The organism is Enterobacter sp. JUb54, from assembly GCF_014298075.1.
Classification (GTDB): Bacteria; Pseudomonadota; Gammaproteobacteria; order Enterobacterales; family Enterobacteriaceae; genus Klebsiella; species Klebsiella lignicola.
Map to the genome: position 1 here is coordinate 2,351,843 of NZ_CP060418.1, position 15,585 is coordinate 2,367,427.

Consider the following 15,585-nt stretch of genomic DNA (forward strand, 5'->3'; position numbering starts at 1 on the left):
ATATAAAGATGAAAACGCTTAAACATTGGACCTTACATCAACAGCTTGCCCATCACGTTGAGCTGACTATCGACGGGCAGCACACGCTGTGCCTGTATGTGCTGGAAGAGAGCCTGTTCCGCGTGCAGCTGAAACGCAAAGGCGGGCTGGCGCTGGACCGCACCTGGAGCATTGCGCCGCAGCAGGATGTACCGTGGGAAGGGCGTCAGCGCGATGACCTGAGCGGCTTTAGCCTTCCCGCCTGGACCCTTGAGCAGCACGACGACAGCCTGACTATCGCCACCGAACACCTGCGCGTCACCGTCCACCAGCCGCTGTGGCTGGAATGGAGCTATCGCCACGATGACGGCGAGTGGCAGCCGCTGGTGAGCGACCGCACGACCAGCGCCTATTTACTCAATACCCACGGCGACGGCGTGGCGCACTACCTGAGCCGCCGCAAAGACGAGCGCTTTTACGGGCTGGGCGAAAAGGCCGGCGATCTGCAGCGCAACGGCAAACGCTACGAGATGCGCAACCTCGATGCGATGGGCTATAACGCGGTCAGCACCGACCCGCTGTATAAGCACGTTCCCTTTACCCTCACCCAGCGCAGCGACATCAGCTACGGCCTGTTCTACGACAACCTGAGCAGCTGCTGGCTGGATCTGGGCAACGAAATTGATAACTATCACACCGCCTACCGCCGCTGGCAGGCGGAAGCCGGCGACATCGATTACTACCTGTTTACCGGCCGCCGCGCCCTCGACGTCACCAAGGCCTTTGTCCGCCTGACCGGTAAAACACTGTTCGGGCCGAAATGGAGCCTCGGCTACAGCGGTTCCACCATGCATTACACCGATGCGCCGGATGCGCAAAACCAGCTGATGAACTTTATCCGCCTGTGCGAGGAGCACGCGATCCCCTGCGACTCGTTCCAGCTCTCTTCCGGCTACACCTCGATCAACGGCAAGCGCTACGTCTTTAACTGGAACTATGACAAGGTGCCGCAGCCCACGGTGATGAGCCAGCGTTTCCATGACGCCGGAATTAAGCTCGCTGCCAACATTAAGCCCTGCCTGCTTCAGGACCACCCGCGCTATGGCGAAGTGGCGGAAAAAGGATTATTTATCCGCGATTCCGAAATCGATGCGCCAGAACGCTCCAGCTTCTGGGATGACGAAGGTTCGCATCTCGATTTCACCAACCCGCAAGCCGTCGCCTGGTGGCAGGAGGGTGTGACCCGCCAGCTGCTGGAGATGGGTATCGACTCCACCTGGAACGATAACAACGAATTTGAGGTCTGGGACGGCGAAGCGCGCTGTCACGGCTTTGGTCAAACCATCGCCATCAAACATATCCGCCCGGTGATGCCGCTGCTGATGATGCGCGCCTCGATGGAAGCCCAACAGCGTTTCGCCCCGGACAAGCGCCCGTACCTGATCTCCCGATCCGGCTGTGCCGGGATGCAGCGCTACGTGCAGACCTGGAGCGGCGACAACCGGACCAACTGGGATACCCTGCGCTATAACACCCGTATGGGGCTGGGGATGAGCCTCTCCGGCCTGTATAACGTGGGTCATGACGTCGGAGGATTCTCCGGTGATAAACCGGATGCCGAGCTGTTCGTGCGCTGGGTCCAGAACGGGGTGATGCACCCGCGCTTTACGATCCACTCATGGAACGATGATCGGACGGTCAACGAAGCCTGGATGTATCCGGCAGTGACGCCGGCGATACGCAGCGCGATTGAGCTGCGCTATCGCCTGCTGCCCTATCTGTACACCCTGTTGTGGCAGGCCCATGCCGACGATGAACCGATGCTGCGCCCGACCTTCCTCGACCATGAGCACGACCCGCAGACCTTTGAAGAGTGTGACGACTTCCTGCTGGGCCGCGACATTCTGGTCGCCAGCGTAGTGGAGCCAGGCCAGCGTCAGCGCCGGGTATGGCTGCCGGACAATGCCACCGGCTGGTACGATTTTTATCGTGGCGAGTGGTTCGCCGGCGGCCAGTGGATCACCCTGGACGCGCCGCTGGAAAAACTGCCGCTGCTGGTACGCGCCGGCGCCGGTCTGCCGCTCAGCGCGCGCATCACCCACGTCAACGCCGCGCAGGATGACAGCCGCGAGCTGAAGCTGTTCCCGCTCAAAGGCGTCGGTACCGCCAGCGGGCTGCTGTTTGAAGACGACGGCGAAAGCTGGGGCTATCAGGAGGGTAATGCGCTGTGGCTGACATGGGACATGGTCTGCGACAGCCAGACGATAAACCTGAAGGTCACCCCGCGCGGTCATTATCGTCCGGCGTGGCAGGCATTGAACGTTACCCTGCCAGCGGGTGAAACGCGCCAGTTGCTGATCAACGGTGAAGCCGCCAGCGAATGGCGTCCGGCATAACCTCCCCGTGCCCTTCCCGTTCGGGAGGGGCACCACGCCTTAGACGGCAGCAATCAGAAAACCAATCACCACGCAGCACAGCACCAGAATCAGCACGGTCAAAATAATAATCATTGCACGCCTCCCTGTTCAGCGTCACAGCACCGGGGATACGGTTGCGCCGTGATGCCACATCAGGTTGCTATTAATTCACAGCATTGTGCAGTAAAGATGGAAATATGATGGCAATGCGGGCTGGTTGCGGGAAGGTTGAACAACAGGCGGGAAAGAATATCCCCGGCACGCAGGCGCGCCGGGGAGGCTGACATTAGTTGTCGATGCCTTTGCTACGCAGATAATCTTCGTAGTTACCGGTGAAGTCGATCACCCGTTCCGGCGTAATTTCAATCACGCGGGTGGCCAGCGAGCTGACGAACTCACGGTCGTGAGAGACGAAGATCAGGGTGCCCTGATACATCTCCAGCGCCATGTTCAGCGATTCGATCGATTCCATATCCAGGTGGTTGGTTGGTTCATCCATCACCAGAATGTTCGGTTTTTGCATCATCAGCTTACCGAACAGCATGCGACCTTTCTCACCACCGGACAGCACTTTGGCCGGCTTTTTGATATCGTCCTGGCTGAACAGCAGACGACCGAGGATGCTACGCACCGCCTGCTCGTCATCGCCTTCCTGCTTCCACTGGCTCATCCAGTCAAAGACCGTCATGTCGTTGTCGAATTCGTACTCGTGATCCTGCGCGTAGTAGCCAATGTGCGCATTTTCAGACCATTTGACGCTGCCGCTGGTGGCTTCCAGCTCGCCCACCAGGGTTTTCAGCAGGGTAGATTTACCCACGCCGTTGGTCCCGAGGACCGCCAGTTTCTCACCGACTTCCAGCAGCAGATTAACCCCTTTGAACAGCGGGCCGTTTTCAAAGCCTTTCGACAGCGCTTCCACTTCCAGCGCATTACGGAACAGCTTCTTATCCTGCTCAAAACGAATGAACGGGTTTTGACGGCTGGAGGCTTTCACTTCATCCAGCTTAATTTTGTCAATCTGGCGGGCACGTGAAGTCGCCTGGCGAGATTTAGAGGCGTTGGCGCTAAAGCGGCTGACGAAGGATTGCAGGTCAGCGATTTGCGCTTTTTTCTTGGCGTTATCGGCCAGCAGGCGTTCGCGTGCCTGGGTCGCGGCGGTCATGTACTCGTCGTAGTTGCCCGGATAGACGCGCAGTTCACCGTAGTCGAGATCCGCCATATGGGTGCAGACCATGTTCAGGAAGTGACGGTCGTGCGAGATGATAATCATGGTGCTGTCACGCTCGTTCAGCACCTGCTCCAGCCAGCGGATGGTGTCGATGTCGAGGTTGTTCGTCGGTTCATCGAGCAGCAGAATATCCGGGTTAGAAAACAGCGCCTGTGCCAGCAGCACACGCAGCTTCCAGCCTGGCGCGACTTCGCTCATTGGGCCGTAATGTTGTTCGACCGGGATCCCGACCCCCAACAGCAGTTCGCCGGCGCGGGCTTCAGCAGAATAGCCGTCCATTTCGCCGTAAGTGACTTCCAGATCGGCCACTTTATAGCCATCTTCTTCGGTCATTTCAGCCAGAGAATAGATGCGGTCGCGTTCCTGCTTCACTTCCCACAGCTCGCCGTGGCCCATGATGACCGTATCCAGCACGGTGAATTCTTCAAAGGCGAATTGGTCCTGACGCAGTTTACCGATACGCTCATTCGGATCGAGGGAGACGTTGCCCAGCGTCGACTCAAGGTCGCCACCGAGGATCTTCATAAAGGTGGATTTACCGCTACCGTTAGCGCCAATCAGGCCGTAACGGTTGCCGCCGCCAAATTTGACGGAGATGTTTTCGAACAGCGGCTTACTGCCAAACTGCATGGTGACGTTGCTGGATACTAGCACGGGGTTATCCTGAAAAAGAGAATGAGAAGTGTGATACATCGGACATTATGCCAGCAAAACCATCACTTTTCACGGTTTGCCATAAAATCATAAGCACAGTCTGTGGTACGGTCTCTGTAATATTGCCCCAATCTTGTGCCTGAAACCTGATTTTTCCCTCAATCTGGAAGGAACCTATGACGACATACTCGCGCCATCCGGCATTCTTATCGCTCCAGGGCGGGATCAACTTTCGCGATCTCGGCGGTGTGTCCACCGTCGACGGTCGCCGTCTGCGCCAGGGAAAATTACTGCGCTCCGGCTCGTTGCATATGCTGACCGCCGAAGACCTTGAGCATCTGGACACCCTGCCGCTGACTCAGATTATTGATTACCGCGATCCGCACGAAGCCCAGCGCAGCCCCGATAAACTCAATGATCGCGCCAGCTACCTCAACGCGCCCGCGAACCCGCTCACACCGTATGTTGATGCCAAAGTGACAGAGCTAAATGCCGCCACGCTGAATGCCATGAACGGCGAACAGTTTATGCTGCAACTCTATCGTCATCTGCCGTTCAACAACGCGGCCTACCACCAGTTGACCGGTTGGCTAATGCAGCCGTTCGAGGGGGCGCTGCTGCAGCACTGCGCGGTGGGGAAAGACCGCACCGGCGTAGGCTGCGCCCTGACGCTGTTTGCCCTCGGCTGCGATAGCCATACCGTGATGGAGGAGTATCTGCTGACCCACGGCATGCTAAGCCAGGTTGAAGCCCATCTGTGTGAGACGCTCGGCGCTGAACTGAACGCCCAGGGGCGGCAGAATCTGACGGATATCATCGCGGTGCGCGAGTCCTATCTCGCGGCGGCGCTGTCAGCCATTCATGAGCGTTATGCTAGTGTCGACCTCTGGCTGGAGCAGGAGTATCAACTGACGCCACAGGCTCGCGAGGCGCTGTGCTCAAGGCTTTTGGAGGGATAGTCATCCTGTTTTATCGCATCACGCGATCTCAGGATTGATAAGGCCTGCGCACGAGACTTGAAACAACCGGCAAAAAAGTGTGATTTCGTACACATCTGATTTCCCTGTTGGCGGGAATGCACATATAATGCGCTCCCATCTATTAGCTGAATAATCTGACAAAGGCCTGTGTGGCTTTGACACTGCACACGACATAACGAATATGAAAATATCGACACTTTTAGCGGCAGCCTTCGCTCTCGTCGGCTTTTGCAACACTGCCTCCGCAGTGACTTATCCGCTACCGACCGACGGTAGCCGACTGATTGGTCAGAACCAGGTCATTACGGTTCCTGAAAACAATAAACAGCCGCTGGAGTATTTCGCCGCGAAATACCAGATGGGGCTGTCCAACATGCTGGAAGCAAACCCGGGCGTGGACACCTACCTGCCGAAAGGCGGTACCGTTCTGAATATCCCGCAGCAGCTGATCCTGCCGGACACCGTCCATGAAGGCATCGTGATCAACAGCGCGGAAATGCGTCTTTACTACTACCCGAAAGGCACCAATACCGTGATCGTACTGCCGATCGGTATCGGCCAGCTGGGCAAAGATACGCCGATCAAATGGGTCACCAAAGTAGAACGTAAGAAAGCAGGCCCGACCTGGACCCCGACGGCGAAAATGCACGCGGAATACGCGGCTGACGGTAACCCGCTGCCAGCCGTTGTCCCTGCCGGTCCGGACAACCCGATGGGTCTGTACGCTCTGTACATCGGTCGTCTGTACGCCATTCATGGTACCAACGCCAACTTTGGTATCGGTCTGCGCGTGAGCCACGGCTGCGTTCGTCTGCGTAACGAAGACATCAAATTCCTGTTTGAAAACGTGCCGGTCAACACCCGCGTTGAATTTATCGATGAGCCGGTAAAAGCAACCACCGAGCCAGACGGCAGCCGCTATGTGGAAGTCCATAATCCACTGTCCACCACGGAAGCACAGTTCCAGGACGGCGAAGTGGTACCGATCACGCTGACCAAAGAAATTAAAGCGGTCACCGGCCAGCCTGATGTCGATCAAAATGTGGTTGAGCAGGCGGTCCAGAATCGTTCAGGTATGCCGATTCGTCTGAACTAAGCCTTAGTGCATCAGCCTGAAAAAGGTGGGTCTGGCAACCAATGCCCATCCGCTGGCTGATATAAAAAGGGTTCATGTTAATCATGAACCCTTTTTTAATGGTAGATGTACAGCGCGAAGCCTCTGCCATAATCTGCTCTTCCCCGTGGGCCAGGGATTGTTCCACCACCATTTGAGTTTCCATATTGTCAACTTTATGCAAAGTGCCGTATACTGTTTCCATAATGGAAACGGGAGGTAGGGACGTGCATGTTGTATCAAGAGCCCCTTTTGAGGAAGCTGCGAGACAATATCCAAATGATGCGACCGCGTTGGACGATACTTACCGGACGTTGAAGCGGCTCATTGTGGACAGCCCGGATGAGCTAAAAAAGTACTTTGCCAGTCTGGATCGCATGAAATACAGGGAGAAATGGTGGGTTATCAATATCGGCGGTAATCACTTACGGATGATATTTTTTGCTGATTTTGAACGAGGCAAAATATTTGTTAAGCATATCGCCACCCACCCAGAATATGACCGACTCACCAGATATTATCGGGAGCACAAAGAATGATTTTCAGCGAAGCAATCAAAGCCGCGAATGATCTGGCCAGCATTGTTCCTTTGCTCGGGGGGAGTACTTCCCGCAAGGACTATGACGAAGCGGTCCGGCTGGTTGAGTACCTGCTGGAAAACGAACCTGACAGCCCGCTTGTCGACATGCTGACGGCTAAAATCGATGCCTATGAAAATTCCGCCCCGGAATTCGAAGAGTACAACGCCCGAATCACAGCGGGTAAACATGGCGTCTCTCTGCTGCGGGTTCTCATGGAGCAGCATGGCCTATCGCAGTCTGATTTTGAGAACGAAATTGGCAAAAAATCGCTGGTCAGCCGAGTACTCAGCGGCGAGCGGAGTCTGACTCTGGATCATATGAGGGCGCTGGCTAACCGATTTAAAATCCCCGTTTCGATGTTTGTCGATTAACCAGATAAAACCACTGTAAGCCCTCGCCCTGGACAGGGCGAGAGTGCGTCCCGCGAAGACATAATATCGCACGCCTGCTCCGCGAAAAGAGCAGGCTGCGGAACCCGCCGCCAAAACCCCATGGTAAACGGCAACATCAGGCCTGATGCCCGCCCTTTGCTACCCGTTGTTGACCAGAATAATCCCGCCATGATCGTAGCGGTAATGGCAGTGGGCGTATTCTAGCGGCGTCCCGTCTTCCAGATAGATAACCTGCTCGACGCCCAACACCGGGTCGCTCTCAGTACAACAGAGATACTGCTGATCCAGCGCATCCGGCTTCATGGCCCGCACCACCCGATGCGACCCCATCAGCTTCAGTCCCAGCGTCTCCTGTACGTAGCGAAACACCGAGCTTTCCAGATGCGTTTTATTCAGCCCCGGAACCAGCGCCACCGGCATCACCGTCATATCCAGCGATATCGGTTCGCCATTCAGCACCCGCAAGCGGACAAAATCATAGACCGGCGCATCGGCATCGATCAGCAGCGAGCTTTGCTCCTTTTCCGTGGCAAAGCGCAGCTCAAAGCGGATGATCTGGCTGGTCACCTCGCCCAGATGCTCCCAGGTTTTGGTGGCACCAAAGTAGTCGCTCCCCGGCAACTCCCACTGCGAAAGCTGGAGAAAGTTCTTGCGCACGAAGGTCCCCTGCCCCTTGCGGGTATAGATAAGCCCTTCGACGATCAGTTGGCGGATGGCCTGCTGGATGGTCATCCTGCTGGTGTTAAACTCCGCAGCCAGCGCAAACTGGTCGGGTAACGGGGCGCTGGCGGGATACTGCTGGCTGATGATTCGCTTCTTAATTTCCCGCGCGATCGCAAGATACTTCGCCGTCATTCCCCGTCCTTTTATTGATTGTTTTTACTGGTCTTTCTCTGTTCTCTGGCGAACAAAGGCAGGCCTAAGCATACACCAAATGCCTGCCCGTCGCTCTGCCTCTACATCTCCTGACCCTGGCTACGAATCGCCTGTTTTAACCAGGCATAGCTTTTCTTCGGCACCCGCTTGAGGTCTTTCAGGTCATGGTTCTCGCGGTTCACGTACACAACGCCGTAGCGCTTGCGCATATCGCCCTGCGAGCTGAGGATATCAATTAGTCCCCATCCCAGATAGCCGATGACTTCGGCGCCATCTTCAAACATCGCCTCTTTCATCGCGTTAATGTGATCGCGGTGATAGGCAATGCGATAATCATCAGCCACCGGCGTTTCGCCATCCCAGGACTCAATCACGCCGATACCATTTTCAATCGGGAACACCGGTAACCGCCAGTCGTTGTAGTAGCGGGTAATGATCATCCGGAAACCGAGCGGGTCGATCTGCCAGTTCCATTCCGTCGCTTTCAGCCACGGATTGGGCTTGTCGCCGGACAGCATGTAATAATTCACCGGCGTTCCCGCAGGCAGCGGATCGCTGTCGAGAGTGCGGCTGGCATAGTAGCTGAAAGCCAGGTAGTCGACTTTCACCGTCGCCATCAGCGCCAGATCGTCTTCGCGATAGATGTCGCTAAATCCCTCTTTTGCCACAAAGTGCATCACTTCCGGGCTGTAGCCTTCCCCGGCGAAAGCGCGTAGCAGGTTCTGGTTGAAGAACTCATCCAGTTGCTGAGCGCAGAGCACATCCCGCGGTTTACAGGTCGCCGGATAGACCTGGGCATGCGCCAGCATGCCGCCCATCAGGCACTGCGGCTTCGCCTGATGCAGATAGTCCGTCACCTGCACGTGGGCCATCATCACATGGTGCTGAATCTGGTACAGCTCGCGCAGGGTTTTCTCGCCGCGCAGGTAGCCGGTGATGAGAAACGCCTCTGGCATATGGTAGAGATTCTGCTCGTTAAAGGTCAGCCAGTACTTCACCTTATCGCCGTAGCACTCGATCATCTTCCGCCCGTAACGGATGAACGCCTCCATCACCCGGCGATCGGCGAAACCGTTATAGCGCTCCGCCAGCGACAGCGGCATATCGAAGTGATACAGGCAGATCATCGGCTCAATACCGCGGGCGATCAGCTCGTCGATAAACTGATGGTAGAAGGCGATCCCCTCCTCATTAAACTCACCATCGCCCTCAGGACACACCCGGCTCCAGGCAATCTGGAAGCGGTAGCAGTTCATGCCAAGGTCCTGCATCAGATCGAAATCTTCCCGGTAACGATGATAAGAGTCGGTAGCCACTTTCCAGTCAGAGGCGAATTCCGCAGGCTCGCGAATGTCGTACACCGACATTCCCTTGCCGCCTTCATTCCATGCCCCTTCCGTTTGCATGCTGGAGACCGAGTTACCCCACAAAAAATCCGCCGGCAGTGCTTTGTTCATCTCTCGCCCCTCATATGACTAGTCATTTAAATTTCATGACTAGTCATATAACCGAAATCCTCAGGGCTGGCAAATAAAGGATCGTTTTTTGTGAACGGCGCAAACAAAAACGCCGGATCGGCGTAAACCGATCCGGCGTGCGATCTGTCGCGCCCGGCGGGGGCGCGGCGGTCGTTTATTGTTGCGCGAGCTGATCGCGGCGATATTCGCCCTGACGCTCCAGCATCCAGCCCGGATATTCCCGCGGCAACGCGCTGACGGCATCGAGCTGTGCCAGCTCCTCCTGGCTCAGACGAATATCGACCGCGGCGAGATTATCCGCCAGCTGTTCGCGCCGTTTGGCACCGATAATCACGCTGCTGACCGCCGGCTGGTGCAGCAGCCAGGCAAGGGCAACCTGGGCCACCGACACGCCTTTGGCCCCGGCGATTTCCCGCATCACATCGATGCAGTCAAACGCCCGCTCTTTTTCCACCGGCGGGAAATCAAAGGTCTGGCGACGACCGCCGTCTTCCCCCTGCCCGTCGCGATCGTACTTGCCGCTAAGCAGACCGCCGGCCAGCGGGCTCCAGACCATCAGCCCAAGCCCTTCGCTCTGCATCATCGGCACCAGTTCGCGCTCCAGATCGCGCCCGGCAATCGTGTAGTAGGCCTGCAGCGAGGCAAAGCGCGACAGCCCCAGCCGTTCGGAAATCCCCAACGCTTTGACGATTTGCCAGGCCGCCCAGTTCGACACGCCGATATAGCGCACGTGCCCCTGCTGCACCAGATTATCCAGGGCATACAGCGTCTCTTCGACAGGTGTCGCCGGATCAAAGCCGTGCAGTTGATACAGGTCGATGTGATCGAGCTGCAGCCGCCGCAGGCTCTCTTTGACGCTGTTCATAATGTGATAGCGAGAGCTGCCGCGGGAATTGACGCCGGCGGTGCCGGTTTCACCAAAGACTTTGGTCGCCACCACCACGTTCTCGCGGGGGATTTTGAGGTTTTTCAGCGCCTGGCCGGTTAACATTTCCGAACGGCCTTCAGAATAGACGTCTGCCGTATCAAAAAAGTTAATGCCTGCATCCAGCGCGCTGCCCACCAGCTGTTCGGCTTCGGCCTGGCGCAGTTGACCAATTTTGCCCCACATGCCGCCTTCGCCGCCAAAGGTCATGGTGCCCAGGCACAGCTCCGAGACAAACAGACCGGTGTTTCCTAGTTTTTGATAACGCATTGCACTCTCCTCATCAGGATGTTTACGCTCAGCGTGTTAGTTATACGCCACAGCGGGAGAGTGCGAATGTGGTGATTCTGTCTGTTTCTTGCCCAATTCTCTGAACATCAGGCAACGCAGAGCAGCAGGAGATACCCCACCAGCGCGGCCCACAGCAGCATCGGCAGAGAATAAAGGTGGAAACGCCACCAGATCCGCCGGTCCGAGGCCATCCGCAGCGCGATAAGATTCGCCAGCGAGCCGGGCAGCAGCCCAAAGCCGCCGACGTTAACCGCCCAGGCCAGCAGCGTTGAAGGGGGAACATAGTTGAGCAGCAAAATGGTGGACGGGACGTTGCTGATAAACTGCGACAGCCCGATAGACGTCAGCCACAGACCGCCCGCAGACAGCTGGCCGACGCCGCTCAGGAGCTGGTGCAGAGCCGGCAGCTGAGTCAGCAGGTGCACGTCGATAAACATCACCATAAAGACCAGCAGCAGCGACCAGTCGACGTGGATAATCACCGCACGCGCCAGCACCAGGAAACCGAGGACAATCAGCCCCAGTCCCCACAGTTCAAGCTTCATTTCTAATGCTGCCAGGAAAATCAGATAAAACGCCAGGCAGCCCCATACCAGCTTTGGCTGCCACGACGGCGTCCGGTCCGAGCTTTGAAAATGCAGTCGGGTCGCGGAAAAACAGCACCAGCACAACGCCAGCAGAGTCAACATCATTGCCGCCGCCAGCGGCAGCATCTGCCCGATAAAGGCCGGGAAGCTCAGGCCCGAGCGTCCCCATAACAGGATATTTTGCGGATTGCCGATCGGCGTTAACAGCGAGCCGGCGTTGACCGCCAGCGCCTCAAAAATAATCAGCCGGTTTACCGGGATCGCACACCACTTCTTCAGGGTGAGCGTGAGCGGTACGACGATAAACAGCGCCACATCGTTGGTCAGAAAGGTCGAGAGCAGCGCCGCCGCCAGCACCATAAACAGCGCCAGCTGTCGCTCGGTGGCAAACCGGCGCGCCATTTTGCGGCCCAGCACATCAAAATAACCGCTGAGCTCAATCCCTTTGGTCAGCAGCATCAGCCCGCTGAGCGTGATAATCGTGTGCCAGTCGATCGCCTGGGGCCAGCTTTTCGGCGCAAAGGGCACGAAAAAGCTTAAGACACAGGCAACGATCAGCAGCAGATGTAAAAAGCGGTCGCGCGCCAGCGACTGAACAAAGGGCAGGTTCATTCGCCTTGCGAGCCGTGTTTCAGGGTGAACTGATGAAATGCCACCAGGGTTTCTTCACTGACGTGATGCTCCATCCCTTCGGCATCGCGGCGGGCGATCTCCGGGCTGACGCCGAGCACCAGCAGGAAATTCTCAACGATCTGGTGACGCTCGCGGCTCTCGTGGGCCAGCTTCTCGCCTTCCGGGGTTAAGAATACGCCGCGCCATGGGATCTGCTCGATCAGGCCGACGGTCGCCAGCCGTTTGAGCATTTTCGCGACCGTTGGCTGCGATACCCCCAGACGTGCGGCCATATCCACCTGACGGGCTTCACCCACTTCGCGAATCAGGTCGGAAATCAGCTCAACATAGTCATCGATCAGCTCCCGACGGTGGGCTTCGCGCACCTGGCGGAACCCTTCAACGTGTTCTTCGACATTAACAAGCTGCGTCACTTTTTTTGTTATAGGTTTACCCGCGCGACGGTTCATTGTGCTTCCTCATACCAGTGACGCATCAAGCATCATCTCAAAAGATCCCCATTGTAAATGATTGGGCCCGTAGCACAAAAAATTAACGTTTTAGCCATAGCTATAAGATATAGCCTGTGCTATATCTGTATGTAATGCAGGCATCCTTCAAGGAGCGAAGGGCGAAACTACAGGAGGTCCCATGAACGAATTTAAGAGGTGTTTACACGTGTTTACTCATTCCCCTTTCAAGGTTCGCTTAATGCTGATTAACATGCTGTGCGACATGATGAACGGCAAAAATCGTCAGCAAAAACCCAACCAGTAACGCGGCGTCGCGGCACGCCGCTTCATTTTTCCGTCATAATTGGCCGTCATACTGGCTCGTTTCACCTCAATCCCGCCACTTTTTTCAAGTTTTGTAAGCTTTCTCTCAAAACAATCCGTTATGCCTGGTTGACCTTATCATTTGCAAGCCCTATCGTTTGTCAGCCCTGCCACTACTGCGGCTCACAGAGACCCTCTTCAGGCACTGTCCAGCAGGTTTTACCCCTTGATGCCAGGGGATGCACATGGCGTCTTTTTGATTATTAACTATGAATGTCACCCTGAAAGAAACGCTGGTCGCCCGGGGCTTAGTCCCCAATCCATGGACAGGATTTTATTTTTTACAGTCTCTGCTAATTAACCTGGCCCTCGGCTACGAATTTAGTCTGCTCTATACCGTCGCATTTACATGCGTGCTACATCTGCTGTGGCGCACGTTCCCGCGCGCGCAAAAAGTCGTGGTGGGATGCTATTCCCTGCTCGCCGCCCTCTACTACCCTTTCGGGCAGGCCTACGGCGCGCCTAACTTCAATACGCTGCTGGCGCTGCACGCCACCAACGTCGAAGAGTCGACGGAAATTCTGACCATCTTCCCCTGGTACAACTACCTGTTGGGGGTCTTTATTCTTGCACTCGGCGTGATTGCCGTGCGCCGTAAACCGGAAGAGCGCAAACGCCTGAATAAAGTAGAAATACTCGGCGTGCTGTTCAGTATCGCCATTTTCTTCCTTCAGCCGGTGCAGAACCTGGCCTGGGGCGGCGTGTTTAAAGTGATCGATACCGGCTACCCTGCCTTTCGCTTCGTGAAAGACGTGGTGGTTAATAATAATGAAGTGCTGGATGAGCAGTCGCGCATGGCGCAGCTGGCCAACATGAAAGACAGCTGGCACGTGATGGCGGTCAAACCCAAATACCATCTCTATGTGGTGGTGATCGGGGAAAGCGCGCGCCGTGATGCGCTCGGGGCCTTTGGCGGGCACTGGGACAATACGCCGTTTGCCAGTTCGGTGAATGGCTATCTGTTTAATGACTACATTGCCGCCAGCGGCTCGACGCAAAAATCCCTTGGGTTGACGCTCAATCGGGTCGTCGACGGGAAACCGCTGTATCAGGATAACTTTGTTACCCTGGCGAACCGCGCAGGCTTTCAGACGTGGTGGTTTTCCAATCAGGGTCAGATTGGCGAATACGATACGGCGATCGCCAGCATCGCCAAACGTGCGGATGAGGTACAGTTCCTCAAAAACGGCGATTTTGAAGCCAATAAAAATACCCAGGATGAGCAGCTCTTAAAGCTGACCGAACAGGTGCTCTCGGTGCAGCGCACCCAGCCGCAGCTGATCGTCCTGCATTTGATGGGTTCGCATCCGCAGGCCTGCGACCGTACCAAGGGCAAATATACCGTCTTCGTGCAGTCGAAAGAGACCTCCTGCTACCTCTACAGCATGACGCAAACCGATTCGCTGCTGGGCAAGCTCTATCATCAACTGCAAAATTCTGGCGATAGCTTCTCGATGACCTATTTCTCCGACCACGGTCTGGCCTTTAAGGAGCGTGGCAAAGAGGTGCAGTACCTGGCGCACGACGATAAGTATCAGCAAAACTTCCAGGTGCCGTTTATGGTGTTATCCAGCGATGATAAAGCGCATAAGGTCATTAAGGCACAGCGTTCTGCCAACGATTTCCTCGCCTTCTTCTCGCAGTGGACCGGGATCAGCGCCAAGGAGATTACCCCGCGCTATCGCTTTATCTCTGAACAGCGTGCCGGGCCAACCTTTATCACCAACTTCCAGCTGCAGAAGGTGGAGTACAGCCATCTGGGCACCGACGCCTTCACCATTCACTAACGCCGCCCGCCGCTGCCCGTCAGCGGCAGCCAGATTTCAGGCAAAAAAAATCCGCCCCTGTGAGGCGGATTTTTTATATCACCGAAGTGATTAGAAGCTGTAACCAACGCCAGCGATCCAGGTACCAACGTCAACGTTACGAATACGAGACTGCTCGTAGGAGAAGTCCAGTGCAACGTTTTCGATCGGGTTGAACTGCATACCAGCACCGTAGGAGAAACCGTAGTCGCTCATGTCGTGCTTGTTCGGGTAGCTGTTGTCCTGGAATTTACCGTGGCCAAGACCAACAACACCGTAGATGCTAGCCCAGTCGTTCAGACGGTAAGCCGGACCTGCAGTGATACCGTAGTACTGGCCTTTCTGGTAAACGCCGCCTTCGGTACGATCTTTTTCAGTGTAGGTGAAGGAACCGATAACACCCAGCGGGCTATTGTCTTGCTCGTAACGGTACTTCAGGTTGAAACCGCCTGCTTTGTTGGCTTCACCCTGCATGTCGCTCTGTGCATAACCACCGGTAACGGTAGAAGTTGCAGCGAAAGCAGTACCTACGGATGCTGCCAGTACAACAGCCAGTGCTGAAAAACGTGCAATTTTATTCATAACCACCTCAAATGTGTTTCTAATAAGTCCTAAGTTTTAAATATATCAAAAACTTTCGAGAAACTCTTTTCACTTTACACTGTCTAACAGTGCTTTTCCTGTAACCAAAAGTTTCCGCAATTCTGTAACAATCTGGAAAACAACCATTTTAATCGAAGACCCTGCTATTAACGCGCATTACTCACAGGGCGTGCATCCAGATAATTCCTAATCTACTAGTCGTTTAATCTACTCGTTGCGCTGTATTG

14 protein-coding genes are annotated in these 15,585 nt (G+C 55.7%); 7 read left to right on the forward strand and 7 right to left on the reverse strand.

Annotated elements, in window-relative coordinates:
• Positions 1-8 precede the first annotated feature (8 nt).
• Complete coding sequence (locus tag HF679_RS10810; RefSeq protein ID WP_187042966.1) at positions 9-2,375, forward strand: TIM-barrel domain-containing protein; 2,367 nt, start codon at positions 9-11, stop codon at positions 2,373-2,375.
• A gap of 307 nt (positions 2,376-2,682) precedes the next feature.
• On the opposite strand, the gene HF679_RS10815 is transcribed toward HF679_RS10810, so the two are convergent.
• Complete coding sequence (locus HF679_RS10815) at positions 2,683-4,278, reverse strand: ABC-F family ATPase (RefSeq protein WP_123756085.1); 1,596 nt, start codon at positions 4,276-4,278, stop codon at positions 2,683-2,685.
• Between the two features lie 176 nt (positions 4,279-4,454).
• Here HF679_RS10815 and HF679_RS10820 point away from each other — a divergent pair, with 176 nt between their 5' ends.
• The 4 genes from HF679_RS10820 (at position 4,455) to HF679_RS10835 (ending at position 7,324) form a co-directional block, all read left to right on the forward strand.
• Positions 4,455-5,237: a tyrosine-protein phosphatase gene (locus tag HF679_RS10820; RefSeq protein WP_187042967.1), complete on the forward strand. Its 783-nt coding sequence runs from the start codon at positions 4,455-4,457 to the stop codon at positions 5,235-5,237.
• Positions 5,238-5,439: 202 nt separating this feature from the next.
• Positions 5,440-6,354 (forward strand): L,D-transpeptidase, encoded by a 915-nt coding sequence (gene ldtB / locus HF679_RS10825; RefSeq protein ID WP_123756083.1) that lies wholly within the window; start codon positions 5,440-5,442, stop codon positions 6,352-6,354.
• A 245-nt stretch (positions 6,355-6,599) separates the two neighbouring features.
• Positions 6,600-6,911, forward strand: coding sequence for a type II toxin-antitoxin system HigB family toxin (locus tag HF679_RS10830; RefSeq protein ID WP_123756240.1), 312 nt, complete (start codon positions 6,600-6,602; stop codon positions 6,909-6,911).
• Complete coding sequence (locus HF679_RS10835; protein ID WP_123756082.1) at positions 6,908-7,324, forward strand: type II toxin-antitoxin system HigA family antitoxin; 417 nt, start codon at positions 6,908-6,910, stop codon at positions 7,322-7,324. Before HF679_RS10830 ends, HF679_RS10835 begins: the two co-directional genes overlap by 4 nt.
• Positions 7,325-7,483: 159 nt before the next feature.
• Here HF679_RS10835 and HF679_RS10840 read toward each other — a convergent pair whose 3' ends face one another.
• The 5 genes from HF679_RS10840 to mntR all read right to left on the reverse strand — a co-directional run bounded on the left by HF679_RS10840 (position 7,484) and on the right by mntR (position 12,584).
• Entirely contained in the window at positions 7,484-8,200 is a 717-nt protein-coding gene (locus tag HF679_RS10840) for a GntR family transcriptional regulator (RefSeq protein WP_123756081.1), read from the reverse strand.
• A gap of 101 nt (positions 8,201-8,301) precedes the next feature.
• On the reverse strand, positions 8,302-9,678 hold the full coding sequence (locus tag HF679_RS10845) for a glycoside hydrolase family 1 protein (protein WP_123756080.1): 1,377 nt from the start codon (positions 9,676-9,678) through the stop codon (positions 8,302-8,304).
• A gap of 175 nt (positions 9,679-9,853) precedes the next feature.
• On the reverse strand, positions 9,854-10,894 hold the full coding sequence (locus HF679_RS10850) for an aldo/keto reductase (protein ID WP_187042968.1): 1,041 nt from the start codon (positions 10,892-10,894) through the stop codon (positions 9,854-9,856).
• 107 nt (positions 10,895-11,001) lie between these two features.
• The gene (locus HF679_RS10855; RefSeq protein ID WP_123756078.1) at positions 11,002-12,114 is read right to left on the reverse strand and encodes an anion transporter; all 1,113 of its coding nucleotides are present in this window, start codon (positions 12,112-12,114) and stop codon (positions 11,002-11,004) included.
• Entirely contained in the window at positions 12,111-12,584 is a 474-nt protein-coding gene (gene mntR / locus HF679_RS10860) for a manganese-binding transcriptional regulator MntR (RefSeq protein WP_123756077.1), read from the reverse strand. The genes HF679_RS10855 and mntR overlap by 4 nt, the downstream gene beginning before the upstream one ends.
• A gap of 181 nt (positions 12,585-12,765) precedes the next feature.
• Between mntR and mntS the strand changes: the two genes are divergently transcribed.
• Complete coding sequence (mntS, locus tag HF679_RS10865; protein ID WP_123756076.1) at positions 12,766-12,891, forward strand: manganase accumulation protein MntS; 126 nt, start codon at positions 12,766-12,768, stop codon at positions 12,889-12,891.
• A gap of 268 nt (positions 12,892-13,159) precedes the next feature.
• Positions 13,160-14,737 (forward strand): phosphoethanolamine transferase, encoded by a 1,578-nt coding sequence (locus HF679_RS10870; protein WP_187042969.1) that lies wholly within the window; start codon positions 13,160-13,162, stop codon positions 14,735-14,737.
• 90 nt (positions 14,738-14,827) lie between these two features.
• On the opposite strand, the gene ompX is transcribed toward HF679_RS10870, so the two are convergent.
• Positions 14,828-15,337, reverse strand: coding sequence for an outer membrane protein OmpX (gene ompX / locus HF679_RS10875; protein WP_123756074.1), 510 nt, complete (start codon positions 15,335-15,337; stop codon positions 14,828-14,830).
• Positions 15,338-15,585: the final 248 nt, after the last annotated feature.

Coding starts and splice junctions, on each gene's coding strand:
- HF679_RS10855 (WP_123756078.1), bottom strand. CDS start 12,114: ATGAACCTGCCCTTTGTTCAGTCGCTGGCGCGCGACCGCTTTTTACAT.
- ompX (WP_123756074.1), bottom strand. CDS start 15,337: ATGAATAAAATTGCACGTTTTTCAGCACTGGCTGTTGTACTGGCAGCA.
- mntR (WP_123756077.1), bottom strand. CDS start 12,584: ATGAACCGTCGCGCGGGTAAACCTATAACAAAAAAAGTGACGCAGCTT.
- HF679_RS10810 (WP_187042966.1), top strand. CDS start 9: ATGAAAACGCTTAAACATTGGACCTTACATCAACAGCTTGCCCATCAC.
- HF679_RS10870 (WP_187042969.1), top strand. CDS start 13,160: ATGAATGTCACCCTGAAAGAAACGCTGGTCGCCCGGGGCTTAGTCCCC.
- HF679_RS10835 (WP_123756082.1), top strand. CDS start 6,908: ATGATTTTCAGCGAAGCAATCAAAGCCGCGAATGATCTGGCCAGCATT.
- HF679_RS10845 (WP_123756080.1), bottom strand. CDS start 9,678: ATGAACAAAGCACTGCCGGCGGATTTTTTGTGGGGTAACTCGGTCTCC.
- mntS (WP_123756076.1), top strand. CDS start 12,766: ATGAACGAATTTAAGAGGTGTTTACACGTGTTTACTCATTCCCCTTTC.
- HF679_RS10840 (WP_123756081.1), bottom strand. CDS start 8,200: ATGACGGCGAAGTATCTTGCGATCGCGCGGGAAATTAAGAAGCGAATC.
- HF679_RS10820 (WP_187042967.1), top strand. CDS start 4,455: ATGACGACATACTCGCGCCATCCGGCATTCTTATCGCTCCAGGGCGGG.
- ldtB (WP_123756083.1), top strand. CDS start 5,440: ATGAAAATATCGACACTTTTAGCGGCAGCCTTCGCTCTCGTCGGCTTT.
- HF679_RS10850 (WP_187042968.1), bottom strand. CDS start 10,894: ATGCGTTATCAAAAACTAGGAAACACCGGTCTGTTTGTCTCGGAGCTG.